Annotated in this window: 16 protein-coding genes; 7 read left to right on the top strand and 9 right to left on the bottom strand. The window is 66.9% G+C overall.

Going from position 1 to position 15,072, the window contains the following annotated elements; genetic code table 11:
- Positions 1-92 precede the first annotated feature (92 nt).
- The 7 genes from rpsG to ACTPOI_RS03770 all read right to left on the bottom strand — a co-directional run bounded on the left by rpsG (position 93) and on the right by ACTPOI_RS03770 (position 5,718).
- A complete protein-coding gene (gene rpsG, locus ACTPOI_RS03800) occupies positions 93-566 on the bottom strand; it encodes a 30S ribosomal protein S7 (RefSeq protein ID WP_005798541.1) in 474 nt (157 codons plus the stop codon).
- A 171-nt stretch (positions 567-737) separates the two neighbouring features.
- A complete protein-coding gene (gene rpsL / locus ACTPOI_RS03795) occupies positions 738-1,115 on the bottom strand; it encodes a 30S ribosomal protein S12 (RefSeq protein WP_008905797.1) in 378 nt (125 codons plus the stop codon).
- 484 nt (positions 1,116-1,599) lie between these two features.
- Positions 1,600-2,769, bottom strand: coding sequence for a D-alanyl-D-alanine carboxypeptidase family protein (locus tag ACTPOI_RS03790; RefSeq protein WP_440106562.1), 1,170 nt, complete (start codon positions 2,767-2,769; stop codon positions 1,600-1,602).
- 153 nt (positions 2,770-2,922) lie between these two features.
- Entirely contained in the window at positions 2,923-3,573 is a 651-nt protein-coding gene (locus ACTPOI_RS03785) for an alpha/beta hydrolase (RefSeq protein WP_440106559.1), read from the bottom strand.
- A 174-nt stretch (positions 3,574-3,747) separates the two neighbouring features.
- Positions 3,748-4,095 (bottom strand): (2Fe-2S) ferredoxin domain-containing protein, encoded by a 348-nt coding sequence (locus ACTPOI_RS03780; protein ID WP_440106557.1) that lies wholly within the window; start codon positions 4,093-4,095, stop codon positions 3,748-3,750.
- An 81-nt stretch (positions 4,096-4,176) separates the two neighbouring features.
- Entirely contained in the window at positions 4,177-5,274 is a 1,098-nt protein-coding gene (locus ACTPOI_RS03775; protein ID WP_440106555.1) for a VanZ family protein, read from the bottom strand.
- A gap of 21 nt (positions 5,275-5,295) precedes the next feature.
- Entirely contained in the window at positions 5,296-5,718 is a 423-nt protein-coding gene (locus ACTPOI_RS03770; protein ID WP_440106553.1) for a CopD family protein, read from the bottom strand.
- Between the two features lie 257 nt (positions 5,719-5,975).
- Here ACTPOI_RS03770 and hemB point away from each other — a divergent pair, with 257 nt between their 5' ends.
- From hemB to ACTPOI_RS03750, 4 genes are all read left to right on the top strand, one after another.
- Positions 5,976-6,983, top strand: coding sequence for a porphobilinogen synthase (gene hemB / locus ACTPOI_RS03765; RefSeq protein WP_440106551.1), 1,008 nt, complete (start codon positions 5,976-5,978; stop codon positions 6,981-6,983).
- 78 nt (positions 6,984-7,061) lie between these two features.
- The gene (locus ACTPOI_RS03760; RefSeq protein ID WP_440106549.1) at positions 7,062-8,228 is read left to right on the top strand and encodes a magnesium transporter CorA family protein; all 1,167 of its coding nucleotides are present in this window, start codon (positions 7,062-7,064) and stop codon (positions 8,226-8,228) included.
- A 101-nt stretch (positions 8,229-8,329) separates the two neighbouring features.
- Positions 8,330-9,145, top strand: a complete 816-nt coding sequence (locus ACTPOI_RS03755; RefSeq protein WP_440106547.1) for a DUF72 domain-containing protein — start codon at positions 8,330-8,332, stop codon at positions 9,143-9,145.
- 176 nt (positions 9,146-9,321) lie between these two features.
- On the top strand, positions 9,322-10,899 hold the full coding sequence (locus ACTPOI_RS03750; protein WP_440106545.1) for a methyl-accepting chemotaxis protein: 1,578 nt from the start codon (positions 9,322-9,324) through the stop codon (positions 10,897-10,899).
- A 22-nt stretch (positions 10,900-10,921) separates the two neighbouring features.
- On the opposite strand, the gene ACTPOI_RS03745 is transcribed toward ACTPOI_RS03750, so the two are convergent.
- Positions 10,922-11,851, bottom strand: coding sequence for an amidohydrolase family protein (locus ACTPOI_RS03745; protein ID WP_440106543.1), 930 nt, complete (start codon positions 11,849-11,851; stop codon positions 10,922-10,924).
- Positions 11,852-11,912: 61 nt separating this feature from the next.
- A complete protein-coding gene (locus tag ACTPOI_RS03740; RefSeq protein WP_440106541.1) occupies positions 11,913-12,602 on the bottom strand; it encodes a dienelactone hydrolase family protein in 690 nt (229 codons plus the stop codon).
- A 122-nt stretch (positions 12,603-12,724) separates the two neighbouring features.
- On the opposite strand from ACTPOI_RS03740, the gene ACTPOI_RS03735 reads away from it, so the two are divergent.
- The 3 genes from ACTPOI_RS03735 (at position 12,725) to ACTPOI_RS03725 (ending at position 15,015) form a co-directional block, all read left to right on the top strand.
- The gene (locus ACTPOI_RS03735; RefSeq protein WP_440106538.1) at positions 12,725-13,471 is read left to right on the top strand and encodes an SDR family oxidoreductase; all 747 of its coding nucleotides are present in this window, start codon (positions 12,725-12,727) and stop codon (positions 13,469-13,471) included.
- Between the two features lie 170 nt (positions 13,472-13,641).
- Complete coding sequence (locus ACTPOI_RS03730; RefSeq protein WP_440106535.1) at positions 13,642-14,277, top strand: MarC family protein; 636 nt, start codon at positions 13,642-13,644, stop codon at positions 14,275-14,277.
- A 42-nt stretch (positions 14,278-14,319) separates the two neighbouring features.
- Positions 14,320-15,015, top strand: a complete 696-nt coding sequence (locus ACTPOI_RS03725) for a winged helix-turn-helix domain-containing protein (protein ID WP_440106533.1) — start codon at positions 14,320-14,322, stop codon at positions 15,013-15,015.
- Positions 15,016-15,072: the final 57 nt, after the last annotated feature.

Here is a 15,072-nt window from a genome sequence, read left to right as displayed (position 1 = left end):
CCGTCAATTTTGTGACCGCCTCAATCGCCACAAGGCTGCAGGCAAAAATGCCGGCAGCCTTGCGCTTGGCGACGAGCGAGTCGTCGATTTGCTTAGAAGCGGAAGTGGCTGAATGCCTTGTTGGCTTCGGCCATGCGGTGCACTTCGTCACGCTTCTTCATGGCACCGCCGCGGCCTTCGGTGGCCTCGAGCAGCTCGTTGGCCAGACGCTGGGCCATCGACTTTTCACCGCGCTTGCGGGCGGCTTCCTTGATCCAGCGCATCGACAGGGCGAGGCGACGGACTGGGCGCACTTCGACTGGCACCTGGTAGTTGGCGCCGCCCACGCGGCGGGACTTCACTTCCACCATGGGCTTCACGTTGTTGATGGCAACGGTGAAGGCCTCCAGAGGGTCCTTGTCGGGGTGCTTCTTCTCGATCAGTTCCAGGGCGCCATAAATGATGCGCTCTGCAACTGCCTTCTTGCCGCCTTCCATGATCACGTTCATGAATTTGGACAGCTCTACATTGCCGAACTTTGGATCCGGCAGGATTTCACGTTTGGGGACTTCGCGACGACGTGGCATTTTTTACCTCTATCTTTGCTTCAGTTGGCATCTTTTCAGACACCGCGAGAGCCATTCAGGACTCCCACTTACTCGACCCACGCAAGACATTTGCGCTTGGGGTCACTACGCTGGATCACCGCGCCACGCGGGAAACAGCACCGAAAATTCTTGGAACCGAAAAACCAGGGCTTACTTGGCCTTTGGCTTCTTGGCACCGTACTTGGAGCGCGACTGCTTGCGGTCTTTCACGCCTTGCAAGTCGAGCGAACCGCGCACGATGTGGTAACGCACACCGGGCAAGTCCTTGACACGACCGCCGCGAACCAGCACCACGCTGTGTTCCTGCAGGTTGTGGCCTTCACCGCCGATGTAGGAGATCACCTCGAAACCGTTGGTCAGGCGCACCTTGGCGACCTTACGCAGAGCGGAGTTAGGCTTCTTTGGCGTCGTGGTGTACACACGGGTGCACACGCCACGGCGCTGTGGAGAGTTTTCCATCGCGGGGCTCTTGGACTTGGTCTTTTCGACCTCGCGCCCCTGACGGACCAGTTGATTGATGGTTGGCATGAATTACGTCCCTAAACGTGAATTTGCTTTCGTGAAAAGCAGTGCGCTTCGTGAAAAGCGAAAACGTGAATCCCTTCGGAAATTCCGAAAAGCCTTCTAATGTAGCAGCAAGCGCCAAAACGGGCAAGCGCACTGGTCTCACCACCCTCCCCGCTATGCATGGCAAGTACCCGCCATTGCCTGCGACCGTCGAAAGCGCACGGCAAATGCGAGAGCAGCCGTGCAAGGGCCTCCCCGCCGCGCCAGTGTGGTGTTGTGCGCTTGACGGCACATTAAAACTGATGGATTTTTGGTCAGGGCAAGACGCAAACCACAGCGATACCTGTAGGTATCGCGCGGATTTGCAACGTAGCCCGGGCCGAAAAGACGCGGTTTTAAGTGCCGGATAGCGCGCAACACCACACTAGCTGCGTCCCCCTTCCCGAATGGCGCAGCCATTCGAGAGAAGGGGTGAAGGCGCGAAAGCGCCTCAGGGGGTTGCACCCTATTTGATCCACAGGCGGATCGCATCCCAGGCGCGGCCCATGATGCCCGCCTGCGCGACGCCATCGAGCGCCACCAGCGGCACTTCGGCCAGGGCCTGGTCGCCCAGCACCACCTTCAGCGTGCCCACGGGCTGGCCCTTGGTGAACGGCGCCACCAGCGGGTCGGGGCGGGCGATTTCGGTCTTGATCTTGCCTGCGCTGCCGGCGGGCACGGTGACTACGATGGCTTCGGGGCGGCCGATCTTGAGCGTGTTTTCGGTGCCTTTCCACACGGCGGGGGTCGATACGGCCTGGCCCGCGTCGAACAGCTTGACGGCCTCAAACGCGGTGTAGCCCCAGTTCAGGAGCTTCTGGCTTTCGTTGGCGCGCGCGTTTTCGCTGGAAGCACCCAGCACGATGGACAGCAGGCGGCGCTGGCCCACGCCGGGGAAGTCGCGCTTGGACGTGGCCACCAGGCAGTAGCCGGCAGCGGCGGTGTGGCCGGTCTTGAGGCCGTCTACCGTGGGGTCACGGAACAGCAGCGAATTGCGGTTGCTGCCGTTGGATGCCGGGGTGCCGGGGTAGCTGTACTGCTTGGTGGCGTAGTAGTGCATGTACTCCGGAAAGTCCTTCATCAGCCGCGTGGCCAGCACGCTCAGGTCGCGGGCGGTGGTCAGGTGGCCGGGCTCCGTGAGGCCTTCGGGGTTCTTGTAGCTGGTGCCGTTCATGCCCAGGGCCTTGGCCTGGTCGTTCATCAGCTTGACGAAGTTCTCGTACGTACCGCCCACGCCTTCGGCCAGCGCCACGGTAGCGTCGTTGCCCGACTGCACGATCATTCCCTTGATGAGGTCTTCCACCGGCACCTGCATCTTGGGGTCGATGAACATGCGCGAGCCGGGCATCTTCCAGGCGCGCACGCTCACGGGCAGCTTCTGGTCCAGGGCGATCTTCTTGGCGCGCAGTGCGTCGAACACCAGATAGCCGGTCATGAGCTTGGTGAGCGAAGCCTGCTCGACCGGCGCATCGATGTCCTTGGCGGCCAGCACCTGGTTGGCGGTGATGTCGACCAGCATGTAGGTGCGGGCGGCAATCTCGGGCGGCTGGGGGGCCTGGGCATGGACGCCGAAGGCGGCCGGGGCCACGACGGCAAGGACAGCAAGGGATCGCAGCGCAGACAGGATTCGTTTCATGGGCAGATAAGGGCGGAAAGGGCTCGGAAGAAAGAAGGACATGAGGCCGAAGTCGCTGGCGGCAGCGCGTGCCACCGGCGCGCGCTACATGTGCAGCTGACCCGGCAAGGCCGTGGAGACCCGTGCAGCGCGGAGCCCGCGGCGCACGGCCCGTCAGCCGCCGGACTGCAGGTGGCGCACCACCAAGCTTTTCAAAAGCGGCAATTGTCCGTGAAAGAAATGCCCTACAGCCGGTATGACTGTGACGGGCAGTATCTGGGGCCGGGCCCAGTCCATCACCGACGCCAGCGGCACCGTGTCGTCGGCCTCGCCGTGCAGCACCAGCGTGCGCGCATGGGCTTCGGGCGGGATGGGGGCCACGGCGAAGCGGCTGGCCGCGGTGCCTACGAGCACGGCCTGGTCGATGCGGCCCTGCGGCCACAGCTCAGCCAGTGCATGGCTGGTGACGAAGGCGCCGAACGAGAACCCCGCGAGCGCGATGCGCTGGCCCTCAGCCGCAGGCGCCACCTGCTCGACCACGGCCAGCAGGTCGTCACGCTCGCCACGGCCGTCGTCGTGCGTGCCCGCCGTGCCGCCCACGCCGCGGAAGTTAAAGCGCACCGCCGTCCAGCCGCATTGCACAAAGGCACGCGCCAGCGTCTGGACGACCTTGTTGTCCATGGTGCCGCCAAACAGCGGGTGGGGATGGGCAATGACGGCAACGCCGCGCGGTGCGACGCCGTCGGGCGTGGTGGCGGCATCGCGCACGGCCTCGATGGCTCCGGCGGGGCCTTGCAGGGTCAGGCGTTCGGTCTGGGCGTTCACGAATTTGCTATATTATTTATAGCTAACAGTGCAATTACTAACTGGACTGCAAGCCAAAAAGACCAAAAATTATCCCAATGACCGTTGGAGGACGGTGCCAGGCAGCAGGAGCGCCGCGCGACGGCATCCGGCGCGACATTTCATGGGCACTGGCGGAGGCCGATGGTCGCGCTCTCAGCGGCCGAGTTCCGCCGGCGTCACCAGGCGCTCGACGACCTGGCCGTTCTTGAGGTGCGATTCCACGATTTCGTCGATGTCGGCCGCGTCCACGTAGGTGTACCAGGTTCCCTCGGGGTACACGACGGCCACGGGGCCGGCGGCACAGCGGTCCAGGCAGCCGGCCTTGTTCACGCGCACCTTGCCGGCGCCAGCCAGCCCGGCCGCCTTGACCTGGGCCTTGCAGCGGTCAAAACCCGCCTGCGCGTTGTGGTGGGCACAGCTGTCGTCGCCGTTGCTGCGCTCGTTCAGGCAAAAGAAGATGTGGCGCTGGTAGTAGCCGGGGGCAGTCGATTGGTCGGTCATGCCGTCATTCTACGAAGCCGCCCCCAACAACAAAGTTCAGCCCACTTGCAAGCGGGCGATAGAAAAGAAGCCCGGGGCGGCTCAGGCCGCGCTTTCGCGGCGCGAGACCCGCATCAGCACATACAGCAGGGCGGCATACGGCCACAGCCAGCCCAGCCACTGGCCCAGGCCATAAAAGCGGATGAAGCGCCCCTGCTCCCAGATCTGCAGGGTCTGCGCAAAGTAAGCGCTGGTGGGCGCCTGGTTGAGCAGTGACAGGTGCCAGGCCAGCGCCACCAGCAGCACGGCCGCGCATGCCCGGCGCGGCATGGCCAGCATGAGTACCGCCACCGCCACCGCGCCCCACACGCCCACGCGCGCCGGCATCCCCAGCCATTCCCATGCATGCATGGGGCCCCAGCTCAGGGCGGACGACAGCGCCGTGAGTCCCACGCCCACCACCACCACGGCCACAGCAAACAGCGCACGGCGGCCGGTCTGGCGGATCACGCAGTAGCCCAGCAGCACGGGGATCAGCAGGCCCAGCGCCACCGCCAGCAGCTCGCCGCCGGGCGACAGGGGCTCAAACACCGAGTCGCGCATGGGCACCCATTCCAGAAACGGTGTGTCGGCCAGCAGCTCGACCAGCGCGTTCTCCAGCCGCTCGAGCACCTGCCCCAGGCCGAAGGGCACGGCCGCCGGGAACAGCAGCGCCATCGGCCACAGGGCCAGCAGCACCATGGCGCCGCTGGCGTCCGACACGAACCACCGCGCGCGGAAATGACTCCACCGGTCGATGGCGCCCAGGCGCTCCAGCAGCAGCGCCGTCAGGGCGCCGGCCAGCGTACCCGCGGTGTTGAGCGTGAGATCCATGTTGGAGGGCACCCGCCGCGGCAGGTAGATCTGCAGGAATTCCATGCCCAGCGACAGCAGGCCGCCGGCCAGCGCCGCCAGCGCCACGGCACCGCGAGCATGGCCCGAGCGTAGCATGGCCAGCGCCAGCAAGAACCCCAGCGGCACATAGCCAGCGATATTGATGGTGACGTCAAACCCCGTCCAGTACGGCGGCGGCAGGGGCGCCAGCAGGAACACGAGCGGATCGATCCCCTGCGCGCGCCAGCCATCAAACGGAAACAGGCTGGCAAAGACGATGAGCACTGCATACAGCAGTGCCAGGGGCCAGGCAGATGTCTTGTGCATCGGCACCGCCCGGACGAAGACTCAGAACGGCTTGACGACCACCAGCACCACGGCGATCACCAGCAGCAGCACGGGCGCTTCGTTGAACCAGCGAAACCACACATGGCTGCGGCGGCAGGTGCCGTCGGCCAGCTTGCGCAGCAGCACGCTGCACGCATGGTGGTAGCCGATCACGAGCAGCACCACGGCCAGCTTGGCGTGCATCCAGCCGTTGCCCCGGCCGATGCCGTAGCCCATCCACAGCCAGATGCCCAGCACCAGCGCAGGTACCGACAGCAAGGTGGTGAAGCGAAGCAGCTTGCGCGCCATGAGCAGCAACCGGTCACGCTCGGCGGCCGAGCCGGGCGCCACCATCGCCAGATTGACGAAGATGCGCGGCAGATAGAAAAGACCCGCGAACCAGCTGGCCACGAAGACGATGTGAAAGGCTTTGACCCAGAGCATGGGTGCAGTTTAAGGGCCGGGCCCTGCCCCAAGGGCCAGATCCAAAAAAGAAGCCCGGCAAACGTGCCGGGCCCACAAGTGCCTGACCGCACGGCTGCCGGTGCAGGCCCCGCTCAGGGAGGAAAGCGGGGGGCGGAGTCCACCCGGCACCAATCTATCGCGCCGCACTGCGCGCTGCAAGCTGCGCCGCAGCATGGCCGGGCGGACTGCGGCGTCATCTGACGCCAGCGCGCCGGGGGATCAGGCAGAATTTCCCCATGCATCACAGTAGCCCCACTCCTTTTCCACAGCAACGCCCTCGCCGCCTGCGCCGCGACGCGTTCACCCGCAACCTGGTGCGCGAAAACCGCGTGACGGCGCACGACCTGATCTACCCGGTGTTTGTGCACGAGGGCAGCAACGTACGCACCGCGGTCACGTCGATGCCCGGCGTGGACCGCCTGAGCCTGGACCTGCTGCTGCCGGTGGCTGAAGACTGCGTGAAGCTGGGCATCCCGGTGCTGGCGCTGTTCCCAGCCATCGACCCGGCACTCAAGACGCCTGACGGCAAGGAAGCGCTGAACCCCGACGGCCTGATCCCGCGGGTGGTGCGGGCGCTGAAGAAGGAATTCCCCGACCTGGGCGTGATGACCGATGTGGCGCTGGACCCGTACACCAGCCACGGCCAGGACGGGGTGCTCGACGACACCGGCTACATCATCAATGACGACACGGTGGAGATCCTCACCGGCCAGGCGCTCACGCATGCCGAAGCCGGCGTGGACATCGTCGCGCCCAGCGACATGATGGACGGCCGCATCGGCGCCATCCGCGAGGCGCTGGAGGTGCAGGGCCACATCCACACGCGCATCATGGCCTACAGCGCCAAGTACGCCAGCGCCTTCTACGGCCCCTTCCGCGACGCCGTGGGCACGCGCGGCGCCCTGGGCAAGGCCGACAAGAATGTGTACCAGATGGACCCGGCCAACAGCGACGAGGCCCTGCGCGAAGTGGCGCTGGACATTGCCGAAGGCGCCGACATGGTGATGGTCAAGCCCGGCATGCCGTACCTCGACATCGTGCGCCGCGTGAAGGACGAGTTCCGCGTGCCCACGTTTGCCTACCAGGTGAGCGGCGAGTACGCCATGATCAAGGCCGCCGCCGCCAACGGCTGGCTGGACCACGATGCCGTGATGATGGAAAGCCTGCTGGCCTTCAAGCGTGCGGGCGCCGATGGCGTGCTGACCTACTTTGCGCGCGATGCGGCACGCTTGCTACAAACATAATAGCTACCGGTGCATGATTAACGTGCACTACAGGCACTTTTTGCCATAAATCACCTTCCCGGAGCCCACGCCGCGCCCATGCGCATCTTCCACATCCACGGCAGCGGCGTGCACGAGCTGACCGCCCTGCCCCACCAACTGCCCGAACAGGGCTTTGTGTGGATCGCGTGCGCGCGCCCCGCCTTCCAGCTGCGGCTGGCCGAGATCCAGCAGCACCTGCAGCTGCTCACCGGCCTGCAGCTGGTAGACCTGCATGTGTCCGACCTGCTCAACGCGCAGCTGCCATCGCACTACGACTACACCTCGCAGTACGACCTGCTGGTGTTCCGGCGGCTGGGCACGGGCAACGGCGACCGGCCTGCCGATGTCCCGCCACCTGCCAGCCCCACCCAAGGCGTCGCCACCCCGGCACCCGCCCCGGCCCGGCGCGGCGGCCCGCCGGTGCTGCGCCGCATCGACACCAGCCCCGTGGGCTTTGCCGTGTTCGACCGCGTGCTGCTCACCGTGCACCCGCCAGACTGCCTGGTGCGCGATACATACGCCACGCGCCTGCTGGCCGCCGTGCCCAGCACCGGCAACGGCGACGTGCGCGAAGGCCGCCCCAGCCCGGTGGCCGGCAGCCGTCTGCCTGCCAGCCCGGCCGACCTGATGCTGCGCGTGGTCAACCTGATGGTGGACAGCTACCTGGAGCTGCGCCGCGAGCTCACGCGCCAGCTGGACCACTGGCAGACCGAGCTGCTGAAGCCCCGGGCGCGCTACGTGAACTGGTCGTCCCTGCTGGAGGCGCGCCTGTCGCTCCACGCACTGGACGAAACCTGCGAAGACCAGCGCAGCGCCGTGCAGGACTGGATCGACGCGCTGGAAACCTGGGCGCCCCCCGACACCGCCGCCGGCCTGCGCGAGCTGGACCTGCTCAAGGTGCGCAGCCGCGACGTGCTCGAACACATCGAGCGCGTGGTGCACCACGTGCGCCGGCTGGAGCAAAGCACCGAGACCGCCGTGCAGATGCACTTTTCGGTGCAGAGCAACCGCACCAACGACATCATGCGCACCCTGACCGCGCTGACCGCCGTGTTCCTGCCGCTGAACCTGATTGCCGGCATCTTCGGCATGAACTTCGAGTTTCTGCCGCTCATCCACATGCAGGACGGGTTCTGGTGGGCGGTGGGGGCCATGATTGCCATTGCCGTAGGCCTGGTGGCGCTGTTCTGGCGCAAGCGCTACCTGGCGCGCACAGGGGCCTGACGCCGCGCGGATGCACCGCCCGACCTTGGCCTGCTCAGATGCCTTCCCTCTCCCGCCACACACGGGGATCACCGGACACCCCTTCGCCGAAGCCCCCTGACTTGCCACATGCGCCCGGGCTTCATGCCACAGCCGGCGCCCAGGCCGACGCAAGCGTCGCCGTCAACGTGGGGACCGCCGGCTGGAACCTGCCGCGCCAGACGCAAGACGCGTTTGCGGGGCCCGGGACGGGCACGCATCTGCAGCGCTACGCCCTCCGGCTGGGAGCCGTGGAGATCAACTCGTCGTTCTACCGGCCGCACCAGCGCGCCACCTACGCCCGCTGGGCCGGGGGCACACCGGGCACGTTCCGCTTCTCCGTGAAGCTGCCCCGCGCCATCACGCACACCGCGCGGCTGGCGCAGTGCGATGCGCTGCTGGAGGATTTCTGCGACCAGGTGCAGGGCCTGGGCACGCGGCTGGGCTGCCTGCTGGTGCAGCTGCCGCCCAGCCTCGCCTTGGACCCAGGCACAGTCACGGACTTCCTGCGTTCGTTGCGGGGCCTGCACGGCACCGGCAGCGTGGCGCTGGAGCCACGGCACGCCAGCTGGTTCACACCCGAGGCCGATGCGCTGCTGGCCGACTGGCAGGTGGGCCGTGTGCTGGCCGACCCGGTACTGCACCCCGCCGGAAGTGCACCCGGGGGCTGGCCAGGTCTGGTGTACTGCCGGCTGCACGGCACGCCACGCCGTTACTACTCGGCCTACAGCCCGGCGCTCATCGGTGCCCTGGCGGCCCGACTGCAGCAGGCCACGCACGAGGCACAGGCGACTTGGTGCATCTTTGACAACACGGCCAGCGGCGCCGCCACCGGCAACGCGGTGGCGCTGCACGACGCACTGACGATGCTGCGGCGTGGCGGTTCGCCGCAAGCCTGAGCGCCTGCACCGGCGTTCCCGCGCGTGCGCAGCCCCCCGACTTGGGGCAACCGCAGGCACGCGCGCAACAGACACGAACGCCGGTTGACGAATGTCAAGATCGAGCAAGAGGCGATTGTTACAGTTGTAAACGCTTCTCAACAACTCTGCCCGGCGGTTCCGGGTCGGCCCTTTCCATGTCTGTGTCCACCCCCACCGCGCAACCGTCCGGCGCGCGGCAGATGAGTATTGCCAACAAGCTGCGGCTGTTGGCCGCATTGAGCACCTTTGTTCTCGTGGCCCTTGCAAGCTACCTCCTGCACGAGGAATACCAGATCAACCGTCAGGGCCGCCAGGTGGCGGTGCGCCAGACGGTGGAGGTCGCGCACTCCGTGCTGGCATGGGCCCATTCCCTGGAGACCAAGGGCACCCACACCCGCGAGCAGGCGCAGGCCCTCGCACTGCAGGCCCTGCAAAGCTCGCGCTACTCCGGCGAGGAGTATTTCTGGCTGCAGGATGTGGACGCCCGGGTGGTCATGCATCCCTTCCGACCCGACCTGAACGGCAAGGACGGATCCGCCATCAAGGACCCCGACGGGCTGCCCATCTTCATCGCGTTTGCCAAACGCGCCCAGCAGGCCGATGGCGGCGGGCTCATTGAATACCAGTGGCCCAAGCCCGGGCAGGAACAGCCAGTGCCCAAGTTCGCCCATGTCAAGCTGTTCAAGCCCTGGGGCTGGGTCGTGGGCTCTGGCGTCTACGTGGACGACCTGCGCACCGCGTTCCTGCAGAGCCTGGGGCGCACCGCAGCGGTGATTGCACTGGCCCTGCTGGTCAACACGGTGCTCACGGTCAACATCCGCCGCGGCATCGTCAACGGTTTGCGACAGGCGGTGTCGGTGGCTCATGCCATCTCGCAGCGGGACCTGACCGTGCAGATCGGGGACCCCGGCACCGACGAGATTGGCCAGCTGTTGACAGCGATGCGCACCATGGCCGGCGACTTGCGCGAGACCCTGCGCACCGTGCGCGACGCGACCGACCAGCTGGCCCAGGCCAGCGAGCAGATTGCCGTGGGCAACGCAGACCTGAGTGGCCGCACCGAAAGCACGGCCGCCAACCTGGAAGAAACGGCCGCCAGCATGGAGCAACTCACCGGCTCGGTCACGCAGAACACGCAGGCTGCGCGCCGCGGGGCCCAGCAAGCCACCACCGCCAGCGAAGTGGCGGCGCAGGGCGGCGAGGCCGTCTCGCAGGTGGTGGACACCATGAACGGCATCTCGGCCTCGTCGCGGCGCATTGCCGACATCATCGGTGTGATCGATGGCATCGCGTTCCAGACCAACATCCTCGCGCTCAATGCTGCTGTGGAGGCCGCCCGCGCGGGCGAGCAGGGCCGTGGCTTTGCCGTGGTGGCGGGCGAGGTGCGCAGCCTGGCCCAGCGCAGCGCCGAAGCCGCGCGCGAGATCAAGGGCCTGATCAACGCATCCGTCGCACAGATCGAAAGCGGCGCGCAGCAGGTGCATGCCGCCGGTGCCACCATGGACCAGGTCGTGGCCGCCGTGGCCGAGGTACACACGCTGATCCAGGAGATCACCACCGCCACCGGCGAGCAAAGCGACGGCATCGGGCAGGTCAACGTGGCCGTGGCCGAGCTTGACCGCATGACCCAGCAGAACGCGTCGCTGGTGGAGGAGTCAGCCGCCGCGGCCGAAAGCCTGCGCGAGCAGGCGGTGGCGCTGTCCGAAAGCGTCAACCGCTTCCGGCTGGCCTGAAGGCGCCCCCCCCCGCGCCGACTCAGCGCGCGGGCAGCCCGAACAGCCGCGCCGCATTGCCCCAAGCCACCTTTTGGGCCACATCGGCCGGCAGGCCGCCCAGCCAGGTGCGGTAGCCCTGCATCAGGCTTTCGTAGTACTGCCAGCGCTGGTTGACCCAGGTGTCTGATCCGATGACGAAGCGGTCGGGGTATTTGAGCAGCAGCGTGCGCCAGGCGGGGCACAGCTGATCGTTCTCGCACACCAGCCCAGGCCGGTATGACAGCTCGCCCACCAGGCCGGGGTAGCGCGCCATCAGCGCATCCACCCGCTCCACCGGGGCGCCGCCGATGCCGGTGTGCGCCCATATCAGCTGCATGGTGCGACCCTGCGACGGGGTGTGGGCCATCAGCAGGTCGATGGCCACATCGTCCACATGCGCCAACACCACCAGGCTGCGCTGCTCGGCCAGGGCCATCAGCTTCTTTGCCACGGGGCCGTTAGCGTTGGCGCTGTCGTACAGGTGGAATTCGCCGATGCCGCGGTAGGGCCCGGCGGGGGTACCGCGGGCCAGTTCGTCGAGCACCATGGTGTGGATGGTCTCGTCGGCAAACCAGGTGCTGTAGTCGGCCCGGTTGCGGTACAGGCGCACAAAGGGCACCACCGTGATGCCGGCCTCGCGCATCTGCGGCAGGCCCGCCAGCGCCAGCGACCCCGCGTTGGGCCGCGAGTTGGCAAGAATGCCGCGCACCTGCGATGCCTTCATGCGGGCCAGCACGTCCGCCGGCGGGTGCGGGCCGGCCTTGCCGTCCCAGGCCTCGTCGTTGTAATGCAGGTGGGCGTCAAACAGCGGGCCCGTGTAGCCACCCGCCACGGCCGGGGCGCCAGTTGCTATTGAAATAATAGCAGCAAGGGCAATTGGAACAAGCGCTACAGGGCTAAAACGCTTGAAAAACCGGGTTTGGATGGCCATGGCGGTGTCCTTGACTGTTTCAGCGCTGCACAACCGCAGCGATGCGGCCCGTTCCCTCAGCTCACGCCAGGTGGCGGTCGAAGAAGGCCAGGGTGCGGTCGCGGGCGACCATGGCGGCGGCCTCGTCGTAGCTGCCGCGCTGGTCGCAGTTGAAGCCATGGTCGGCGGCGTAGATGTGCACCTCCACGCCGGGCTGGGCGCGGGCAAAGGCCTGCACGCTGTCTACCGGAATCCAGTGGTCACGCTCGCCAAAGTGGGCCAGCACCGGCACCTTGGGCGTGCGGGCCACTTCGTCGGGCGTGGTCACGCCGCCGCCGTAGTAGGGCACAGCGGCCGACAGGCCCTGCAGTTCGCAGGCCGCGCGCCAGGTCAGCAGGCCGCCCCAGCAAAAGCCGACGATGCCGACCTTGCCCCCGCTCTGCGCAGCGGCGTAGTCGATGGCGGCCTGGATGTCGGGCATCACGCCGGGTGCGGGCAGCGCCTCGACAGCGGCCTTGAGGCCCATGCCGGCCTGCATGTCGTCGCCGGTGTAGCCCAGTTCCACCCCCTGCTTGACGCGGTGGAAGGTGGATGGCGCCACGGCCAAGTAGCCGCTGGCGGCATAGCGGTCGGCCACCGAGCGGATGTGCGAGTTCACGCCAAAAATTTCTTGCAGCACCACCACGGCGCCACGGGGGGTGCCCTCGGGCTTGGCAACCCAGGCGGGGGCCACAAAACCGTCACTCGACGTCAGATCCACAAACTGTCCCATGCTGAATGCTCCTTTGCTTTGGTAAATAGGGTGCCCGATTGCGCCGCGATATCGGACACGACGCTGCGCGGCGGGGCGCAGAACCTGTTTCAATGCGCCATTCTTGCAGGAGACCCCAACCCATGGAGAGGATCGCACTCATTACCGGTGCCAGCCGGGGCATTGGCGCCGCCACCGCACGGCTGGCCGCAAAACATGGCTGGGCCGTGGCCGTCAACTATCTCGCCAATGAGGCCGCCGCGCAGGCCGTGGTCGATGCCATCCGTGCAGAAGGCGGCACCGCCATCGCGGTGCAGGGCGACGTGGCGAGCGAGGCCGATATCCTGGCGATGTTCCAGGCGGTAGACGCTAAGCTAGGCCGCATCAGTGCCCTGGTCAACAACGCCGGGGTGGTGGACGTGACCGCCCGGGTGGATGAGATGAGCACCGAGCGCCTGCGCCGCATGTTCGACACCAACGTGATCGGCAGCATCGTCTGCGCCCGCGAGGCCGTGCGCCGCATGAGCACGCGCCATGGCGGCAGCGGTGGCGCCATCGTCAACGTGTCCAGCGCTGCCTCGCGCCTGGGCTCGGCCCACCAATATGTGGACTACGCGGCCGCCAAGGGCGCCATCGACACCTTCACCCTCGGCCTGGCGCGCGAGGTGGCGGCCGAGGGCATCCGCGTGAACGCCGTGCGCCCGGGCCTGATCGAGACCGACATCCACGCCAGCGGCGGCCTGCCCGACCGGGTGCGTGACCTCTCGCACCAGGTGCCCATGCAGCGCGGCGGCACGGCCGACGAGGTGGCCGAAGCCATCGTCTGGCTGATGTCGCCCGCAGCGAGCTACACCACCGCCACCTTGATGGATGTGTCGGGCGGGCGCTGAGGGCACCGCGCCACCCCAGAGCAAGCACGCTGCAGCGCAGCATTTCTGACCGCCAAACGGAGCAAAAAACACCGCATACTCGCGCACAGCCCGGGCTGTGCCACCCTCCTCTATTGTTGGCCTGAGCCCCCGAAGAACCACCCTGCCCACTTGCCCTTGGGAGCGCCCTGATGGACCTCAAACCCCTGATCACTCTGCTGGCCATCGTGAACCCCCTGGCCATCGTGCCGTTCTTCATCCACTACACCCAGGGGTTTTCGTATGCGCAGCGGCGCCGCACCATCCAGGTGGCCAGCTTCAGCGTGTTCTGCGTGATTGCCGCCTGCGCACTGCTGGGCCTGCAGATCCTGGATTTCTTCAACATCTCGCTGGAAAGCTTTCAGGTGGGCGGCGGCATGCTGCTGCTCATCAGCGCGATGAACATGCTCAACGCCCAGCCGGCCGAGGCCAAGCCCAGTACCAATGAATACGAGGAAGGTGCCGAGAAGGCCGCCGCCGGCAGCTCCATTGCCGTGGTGCCGCTCACCATCCCGCTGCTCACTGGCCCGGCCAGCATGTCCACCGTGGTGATCTACGCCGACCGCGCCCAGGGCGTGTGGCAGACGCTGGCACTGGTGGGCTACGGCGTGGTCATTGCGCTGGCCACCGCCGTGTGCTTTGCGCTGGCCGACCCGATCGCACGCGTGCTGGGCAAGACGGGCATCAATGTGATGACGCGGCTGATGGGGCTGATCCTGGCCGCGCTGGCGGTGGAGGTGATGGCCGATGGCCTGGGCAAGCTGTTTCCGATCCTGATCGCAAGGTGACAACCACCTGAGTCGCCTGCGGCGCTGCAGGTGGATTGAGACATGTCTGCAAAAGTCCTACTGCTCGAAGACGACCCCGCCATCGCCCGCACCGTGGCCTATGCGCTAGCGCGCGATGGCCTGGCCGTGACGCACAGCCTGCTGGTGCATGACGCGCGCCAGCAACTGACCTCGCAGCGCTTTGACCTGCTGGTGCTGGACGTGGGCCTGCCCGATGGCAGCGGGCTCGATCTGCTGCGCGAGCTGCGCAACGCCGCGGCCACTGCTGCGCTGCCGGTACTGATGCTGAGCGCACACGGCGAAGAGATCGACCGCGTGCTGGGCCTGGAGCTGGGCGCTGACGACTACCTGGCCAAGCCGTTCAGCCCGCGCGAGCTGGCGGCGCGCGTGAAGGCCCTGCTGCGCAGGGCGGGCCACGGGCAGCACGCGGCCACGGCAGCTGCCGCTGCCGCGCCGGTGCTACATGACGACGAAGCCGGGCAGCGCATCAGCCTGCGTGGCCAGCCCCTGCTGCTCACGCGGCGTGAATACCGCCTGCTGTCGCACCTGCTGCGCGGCGCGGGCCGCATCCATTCGCGCGATGCGCTGCTTGCCGCCGCCTGGGGCGACGACAGCGAGAGCACCGACCGCACGGTGGACACCCATATCAAGACCCTGCGCGCCAAGCTGCGCGAGGCGGATCCGGCACGCGAATACATCAGCACGCACCGCGGCATGGGATATTGCCTGGACATCTGAAGCCCCATTGGCCCCTGGCGCACGTCTTTGAAGCGCTGGCAGCTATTGTTTTTGAAG

The organism is Acidovorax sp. BL-A-41-H1, assembly GCF_051942715.1.
The sequence above is the reverse complement of the archived record's forward strand: the minus strand, read 5'-3'. Positions and strand labels throughout refer to the sequence as shown.

What these genes read in the sequence shown, in the direction of transcription:
- rpsG (WP_005798541.1), bottom strand. Translation starts at nt 566, where the DNA reads ATGCCACGTCGTCGCGAAGTCCCCAAACGTGAAATCCTGCCGGATCCA.
- rpsL (WP_008905797.1), bottom strand. Translation starts at nt 1,115, where the DNA reads ATGCCAACCATCAATCAACTGGTCCGTCAGGGGCGCGAGGTCGAAAAG.
- ACTPOI_RS03790 (WP_440106562.1), bottom strand. Translation starts at nt 2,769, where the DNA reads ATGAAACGAATCCTGTCTGCGCTGCGATCCCTTGCTGTCCTTGCCGTC.
- ACTPOI_RS03780 (WP_440106557.1), bottom strand. Translation starts at nt 4,095, where the DNA reads ATGACCGACCAATCGACTGCCCCCGGCTACTACCAGCGCCACATCTTC.
- ACTPOI_RS03775 (WP_440106555.1), bottom strand. Translation starts at nt 5,274, where the DNA reads ATGCACAAGACATCTGCCTGGCCCCTGGCACTGCTGTATGCAGTGCTC.
- ACTPOI_RS03770 (WP_440106553.1), bottom strand. Translation starts at nt 5,718, where the DNA reads ATGCTCTGGGTCAAAGCCTTTCACATCGTCTTCGTGGCCAGCTGGTTC.
- hemB (WP_440106551.1), top strand. Translation starts at nt 5,976, where the DNA reads ATGCATCACAGTAGCCCCACTCCTTTTCCACAGCAACGCCCTCGCCGC.
- ACTPOI_RS03760 (WP_440106549.1), top strand. Translation starts at nt 7,062, where the DNA reads ATGCGCATCTTCCACATCCACGGCAGCGGCGTGCACGAGCTGACCGCC.
- ACTPOI_RS03750 (WP_440106545.1), top strand. Translation starts at nt 9,322, where the DNA reads ATGTCTGTGTCCACCCCCACCGCGCAACCGTCCGGCGCGCGGCAGATG.
- ACTPOI_RS03745 (WP_440106543.1), bottom strand. Translation starts at nt 11,851, where the DNA reads ATGGCCATCCAAACCCGGTTTTTCAAGCGTTTTAGCCCTGTAGCGCTT.
- ACTPOI_RS03740 (WP_440106541.1), bottom strand. Translation starts at nt 12,602, where the DNA reads ATGGGACAGTTTGTGGATCTGACGTCGAGTGACGGTTTTGTGGCCCCC.
- ACTPOI_RS03735 (WP_440106538.1), top strand. Translation starts at nt 12,725, where the DNA reads ATGGAGAGGATCGCACTCATTACCGGTGCCAGCCGGGGCATTGGCGCC.
- ACTPOI_RS03730 (WP_440106535.1), top strand. Translation starts at nt 13,642, where the DNA reads ATGGACCTCAAACCCCTGATCACTCTGCTGGCCATCGTGAACCCCCTG.
- ACTPOI_RS03725 (WP_440106533.1), top strand. Translation starts at nt 14,320, where the DNA reads ATGTCTGCAAAAGTCCTACTGCTCGAAGACGACCCCGCCATCGCCCGC.